Origin of the sequence: Colwellia sp. MB3u-45 (assembly GCF_014077005.1) — a bacterium.
Classification (GTDB): domain Bacteria; phylum Pseudomonadota; class Gammaproteobacteria; order Enterobacterales; family Alteromonadaceae; genus Cognaticolwellia.
In genome coordinates, this window is sequence record NZ_JACGVC010000049.1 from 586,884 (window position 1) to 593,526 (window position 6,643).

Genomic DNA, 6,643 nt, shown 5'->3' on the forward strand with positions numbered 1-6,643 from the left:
TCTTAGAATAATGAATACCCAGAATTAAACAGCGGTTCAAACACTACAAACAAGAAATAATTGATTATTTAAATCAAAAGCGCTTGGGCACAATTCTTTGAAAAACGATCATAATAAACATCGATTAATTGCAAGCCCTTCGATTTTAACTCGTCATGTCTGGTTAACATCGTCGCCGTGTTTAATATTCAAATTTGCTGTTGTAAATAAAGCATAAAAACCAAAACCCTACATTCGATCAATAATTTAATAACATTAATTTAGCACTTAATTATCACTAAAATAACACCAAATAAACGCAAAATTAACACTTGAGTACTTTATATAATTCAAATAAAAACAATAACTTTCATTAAATAAAGGTAAAAATTGCTAAAAAATACACCTTAAGGTTATCTTAAGTATTTTGGTTAATAATATATGTCAATTAACCAACTTACCGGTTAGTCTACTACGCATATCTAAACTTTTCTTGCTATTTTAATCACTTAACTTTTTCTGCTATTCAGTCACTTAAAGTCGAATCTTCATTCATTTATAATATGGTTTGGTCATAAAAATGTTGCAACGCACATTAAAAGAAAAAATATTACTCGCCATAACCAGCATCACTGGCTTGGCTGTTTTTCCACTCCTTATTGCTAGTATTAATGACGGCAAGCTAGCACACATAATTGTCGACTTTTTAGCAGTTTCTGTAATGGTTGGCACATTTTTGGGTGTTTGGTACACAAGGAATGTTGAATTATATAGCAAAGTAGTAACCATATTTATTTTCATTATTACAATGATAGCCTTGTATATAAAAGGGATCAGTATTATTTACTGGTTATATCCCGCCATTATTTTTTCTTTTTATTTGATGACGCCCTTACTTGCTTTGCTACTTAGCCTTACCCTCGTCATAGTATCTTGTTCATTAACCTATAACCAATTCGATAGTTTCACCTTCACTCGAGTTGTGATAACACTAATTATTACTCTTATTTGTGCTTTTGTATTTTCTAAATATATAGAAAAAGAAAATAAGAAGTTCATGGAAAATGAAAGTTTTAACCTCTTACGTAATAAAATTTTAGAGCTTATTGCATGTTCAGCCAAGCAATCTGACGTATTGCACGCGATTGTTGATGCCGTCGAAAATGAAAATCCTGACACTATGTGCAGTATATTATTGCTTGATAAAACAGAAAAAAAGCTTACGTTAGGAGCTGCACCGAGTTTGCCAGATTTTTATAATCAAGCCATGGAAGGTCTAGAGATAGCTCAAGGGGCCGGCTCGTGCGGTACCTCTGCCTATACCGGTAAAAGAGTTACCGTAATAGATATCGCTACTCATCCTTATTGGGTGCAATGGTCAGCGTTAGCAAAAAAAGCAAATCTATCTAGCTGTTGGTCAGAGCCTATTATCGACAACAGTGGCAAAGTGATAGGTACATTTGCCATATATTTTAAAAAAGTAACCTCTCCAACAAAAAAAGATTTTAGATTAATCGAACAATTTGTCAGCTTGTCTCGCATTGCAATCGAACGCGAAAAGGCAGATCAACTGATTTGGCATCAAGCCAATTTTGACCATTTAACACAATTACCCAATCGCAGCTTAGTGAACGAATATATAGGCAATATACTTAAAAAGACAAAACGTGAAAATACCCAATTTACTATTGCTATGCTCGACATTGATAACTTTAAAGATGTAAACGACTCTTTAGGACATAGTGCGGGTGATGCTTTGCTAGTAGAAACCGCAAAACGCATTAAAGACACTCTCAGAGAAAGCGATATTATCGCTAGGATAGGGGGTGATGAATTTATCATTATTTTAACCAATACTAATGGTGTGCAAAACATAGAGATTCTTGGCAAGAGAATATCAACCGCTTTGGCTAAGCCATATCTTTTTGAAGAAAAAGAAATATATTGTACGGCCAGTATTGGTGTGGCAATTTACCCGAATGATGCCGACAATATTAACCAATTACTGAAAAATGCTGATCAGGCTATGTATGGCGCCAAAGCAAAAGGTCGTAATACCCTACAATACTTTACTGAAAATATGCGTACAGACTTCCTCAAACGTATGCAGTTAATTCAAGACCTGCGCATCGCGGTAAAAGAACAGCAATTTTTTCTAGTTTATCAACCGATTGTAAATTTACAAAACAATAACACTTATAAAGCCGAAGCATTAATTCGTTGGCAGCACCCTGAAAAAGGCCTTGTTTCACCGTTAGATTTTATTCCGATTGCCGAAGAAACTGGCTTGATTATTGAAATAAGCGAGTGGGTATTCCAACAGGTTTTACAGGACCTAAAGTTATGGCGAGGGGCATATTGCGAAAATTTACAAATCAGTATTAATACCTCCCCTGTTCAGTATAAAAATCACGGCAAACAAATTTTAAACTGGGTTGAGCAATTAAAGCAACACAACATTCCAACCCATGCCTTGACCATTGAAATCACTGAAAGCCTACTAATGGAAACTCATGTCCAGGTGGACAACATTATTGCTGATATTAGGCAACAAGGTGTGGTGGTTGCCATCGATGACTTTGGCACCGGTTACTGCTCATTTTCATATCTTAAAAATTTCTTGGTTGATTACATAAAAATTGATCAAAGTTTTGTCAAAGGCATGTCATCAGATAACAATGATATGGCGCTATGCGAAGCCATCATTGTTATGGCGGATAAGCTTAATATAGAAGTGATTGCTGAAGGAATTGAAACCGCGCAACAACGACAGTTGTTAGCTACAGCAGGCTGTACTTTTGGCCAAGGATATTTATTAGCAAAACCTCTACTGAAAAAAGATTTTGAACAATTTTTAATTAACGGTCATAACGAAAAAAGTGAATTTGAAAAAAATGAAAAGCAAAGGCTTAAACTGGAAAAATAAACTTTCTCACAACTAAATACCGATGAGCTATACGATTTCCTAATATTTCAAATTGATGTATTTGTTGTTGAGCAAAGCTGTTTTATGCAGATTTAGATGAGCATGACTGCCATCGCCAAGCCTTACATTAATTTTGCTATCTTACGTATTTTACCTAAAGGCTTAACTTACCAAAACTACATTAGCATTGCCCGTGTGGTCGTTTGCGCCTTCTACTCGTGGCTTTGGACTTGGCCACAAACTAGTGAACATTGCCTTAGCTGATTGCTTAAAAAATCTTTCCAGAAAATACCATAAAAATTTCAGCACAAGAGCACTTAGAGAAATTTTATAATCATCATGGTTTGTTTCGTGTTGGCGATATCTATTTAGAAGATGATATGCCACATGTTGGTATGCTAAAAACAGATTAACGCATATAGCAGCGAATAGAGTAGCTAGGTTTCAAAGTAAAACTAGAGTCACATTAGGCCATAACAAATTTCAAATATCACTCCATAAAAATTACGGCACACAATGATGGTCTGGGTTTTAAAAGCTTTAGGGAGCAAAAAACCTTCAAAAAATTAATCTAGTGCTTCAAAAATTAGCACTAAATTTTACTTGCACTAGGTTAATGCTAAATATTTACCACTAGCTTTTAGCCATATCATTAATTTTCTGTTCATTGCTACTGGTTAAAAAGCTTCTACGACATTATTTATTTAATATTTAGCACCACTAGTTATTAAAATAAATGCCTTGTATTTGGCTATTTTTTTTGACCAAAATCCTGTAATAATTTCTTCTATATTAAATATCTAAAACTAAAGATTAATCAGTATAAACAGCTATCTTTTGATTATATTGTCTAAAATAAATCTCAAAAATATGGCAAAAATACAGCCAAGATATAGCCAGCGTTTAACAGTACCTACCGACCAATGTAAATAAAAAGCAATTGAAATGTTATTTATATGCTCTTGTTTTACTTATATTTTACTTGTTATTTACTTATGTTTTTTTCATTACAAACCAGTAAATTTTCCGTTATATTAGGCTATAAGTAAAAGGATTGCTCAATAGCATTTCAAGCAATAATATTGAACTATAAAAAATTAAAGGAGTATGATTTTAAAATGAAAAGTCACTCAATAGATGATAAAATTTTATTAACCGTAACGGCTACGGCAATATTAGCCTTACTTCCAGCCCTGATTTCAAGCATTCGCACACACGACAATCTAGGAATTATTATTAACCTTATTGTGATATTGGGCATAGGCAGCATTTTTTCTGGCGTTTGGTATACTAGTAAAACTAAATTTTTTAGTGGCTTACTTGTTTTTTTTCTTCACATCACAGTCTTAACCGCTATTTACATTCAAGGTGAGAGCTTGATTTTTTGGCTATTTCCAATAATAATATCCAGCTTTTACTTACTTCCCACAGTCACCGCAAACCTATTGAATGCCTTATTGATAATCATTGCATTATTTATTACCTATCAACAATTTGACAGTTTTACTTTACCTCGCGTTATTGGCGCCTTAATTTTAACAAATATCTTTTCATTAGCCTTTTCAATGTTTATGGAAAGTAAAAACCGTCAATTATCAGCAAAAGATAAAGTAAGCCAATTACGTAATAGCACTCTCGAATTAATTGCCAGCTCAAGTAAATTATCTACTATATTGCACTCCGTCATACATAACGTTGAACACGCATATCCTGAAGCGATCTGCAGTATTCTATTACTCGACAAATCAGGAAAAAACTTAGTGATAGGCGCAGCTCCTAGTCTGCCTGCTTTTTATAACGAAGCTATAGAAGGTGTAACTATTGGCTATGGCATGGGATCGTGCGGCACAGCAGTGTTCACAAAAAAAAGAGTTATTGTCAGCGATATTTCAACTCATCCTTATTGGGCTAATTGGGCCGAGTTAGCTAAAAAAGCTCAATTAGGCGCTTGTTGGTCAGAGCCTATTATTAATGATAAAGGCGAAGCATTAGGGGTTTTTGCTATTTATCATCGTAAAATATCAACACCAAAAGATATCGATTTCTCCTTAATTGAACAAGTGTCTAATCTTGTTTGTATTGCCATTGAACGAGATAAAGTCGATAGCATCATATGGCAGCAAGCCAATTTTGATAATTTAACACAATTACCAAACCGTAACTTATTACTAGAACACTTAGCTGCGGCGCTCGACAACGCGAAACGTGAGAGAAAACAACTCGCTATTGCTATGCTAGACATTGATAACTTTAAAGATGTTAATGACTCTTTAGGTCATAGTGCTGGCGATAGTCTGCTTATCGAAAGTGCTAAACGCATAAAAAGTTGTCTTAGAAAGAACGATATTGTTGCCCGTTTAGGCGGGGATGAGTTTATTGTCGTACTTGTAGGTACAGCCACAGCAATCGATGTTGATAAGGTTGGACAAAAATTGTTAAGCACCCTTTCCCAGCCCTATATAATTGATGGACAGAGTATTCATTGTACCGCCAGTATCGGTGTTGCCCTTTATCCTGATGATGCAATGAGCATTGATGCTTTATTAACAAATGCCGACCAAGCCATGTATAGTGCTAAGACGCGTGGGCGCAATAACATTAACTACTTTACCGAAAACATGCGTACCGAACTCCTTAAGCGCATGGAAATTATTCAAGACTTACGTATCGCCATTACACAGCAACAATTTCACATGGTTTATCAACCTATTGTTAACTTAGAAAATCATAACATAGCTAAAGCTGAAGCACTTATTCGCTGGCAACACCCTGAAAAAGGCTTAATTCCGCCAGCAGACTTTATCCCTATTGCTGAGGAAGCAGGACTCATTACAGAGATTAGTGAGTGGATATTTAATCAAGTATCACGGCAGGTTAAACATTGGAGACTAACATATTGTCAAGATCTGATGATCAGTATCAATACCTCGCCGGTACAATATAGAAATCAAGGCAAGCAAATTATTGCATGGACTGAGTCTCTTAAAGCGCAAAATATTTCGCCTCAAGCCATTGCGTTTGAAATTACTGAGAATTTATTAATGGAAAATCAAACAGCAGTCGTCAACGTACTTGATAAAGTTCGTCAACAAGGTATCGCTGTTTCTATTGATGATTTTGGTACTGGCTATTGCTCATTTTCTTATCTTAAAAACTATGCCATTGATTACTTAAAAATTGATAAGAGCTTTGTACAAAATATGTCTGCTAATAATAAAGATGCGGCGTTATGTGAAGCCATCATAGTAATGGCCAGCAAGCTCAATATTGACGTTATTGCTGAAGGAATAGAAACAGAGCAACAACAAAAGTTTCTAGCTGAAGCCGGTTGTCTTTTTGGCCAAGGTTACTTATTATCAAGGCCACTGACAAAGGATAATTTTGAACAATTACTGATCAAGCAGAATAGTAAAATTTCACCTGAGAGTAAGCTAACTACCTAGTGATTTGCTGAAAATCTGCTAAAAATAAACTGTCTTAGTTGAGGTTTGATTATTTACGACTTAGCGGCAAATAATAAAACCTCAATGACTCATAAAATAGTTTATCAAGTGACGAACCACTATGAGCAATTCCTCATAGTGGTTCGTCAGAAGTGGCTCGTAAGAAATGCGCCATCATGCCGCTACGTGGTAAAATTTTAAATACCTGGGAAGTTGACTCGGGACAAATCTTAGCTTCGGAAGAAGTGCATAACATTTCTGTGGCTTTAGGTATTGACCCTGATAGCGATGATTT

The 6,643-nt window shown here is 35.1% G+C and carries 3 protein-coding genes; all 3 read left to right on the top strand.

The genetic code is table 11. The features are described 5' to 3' along the window. The first annotated feature begins 559 nt into the window (after positions 1–559). The 3 genes from H4J41_RS13505 (at position 560) to H4J41_RS13515 (ending at position 6,348) form a co-directional block, all read left to right on the top strand. Positions 560–2,905 (top strand): EAL domain-containing protein, encoded by a 2,346-nt coding sequence (locus H4J41_RS13505; protein ID WP_182137587.1) that lies wholly within the window; start codon positions 560–562, stop codon positions 2,903–2,905. Positions 2,906–3,001: 96 nt separating this feature from the next. Then, positions 3,002–3,169 (top strand): hypothetical protein, encoded by a 168-nt coding sequence (locus H4J41_RS13510; RefSeq protein WP_182137586.1) that lies wholly within the window; start codon positions 3,002–3,004, stop codon positions 3,167–3,169. Between the two features lie 854 nt (positions 3,170–4,023). Then, on the top strand, positions 4,024–6,348 hold the full coding sequence (locus H4J41_RS13515) for an EAL domain-containing protein (RefSeq protein ID WP_220461006.1): 2,325 nt from the start codon (positions 4,024–4,026) through the stop codon (positions 6,346–6,348). Positions 6,349–6,643 lie beyond the last annotated feature (295 nt).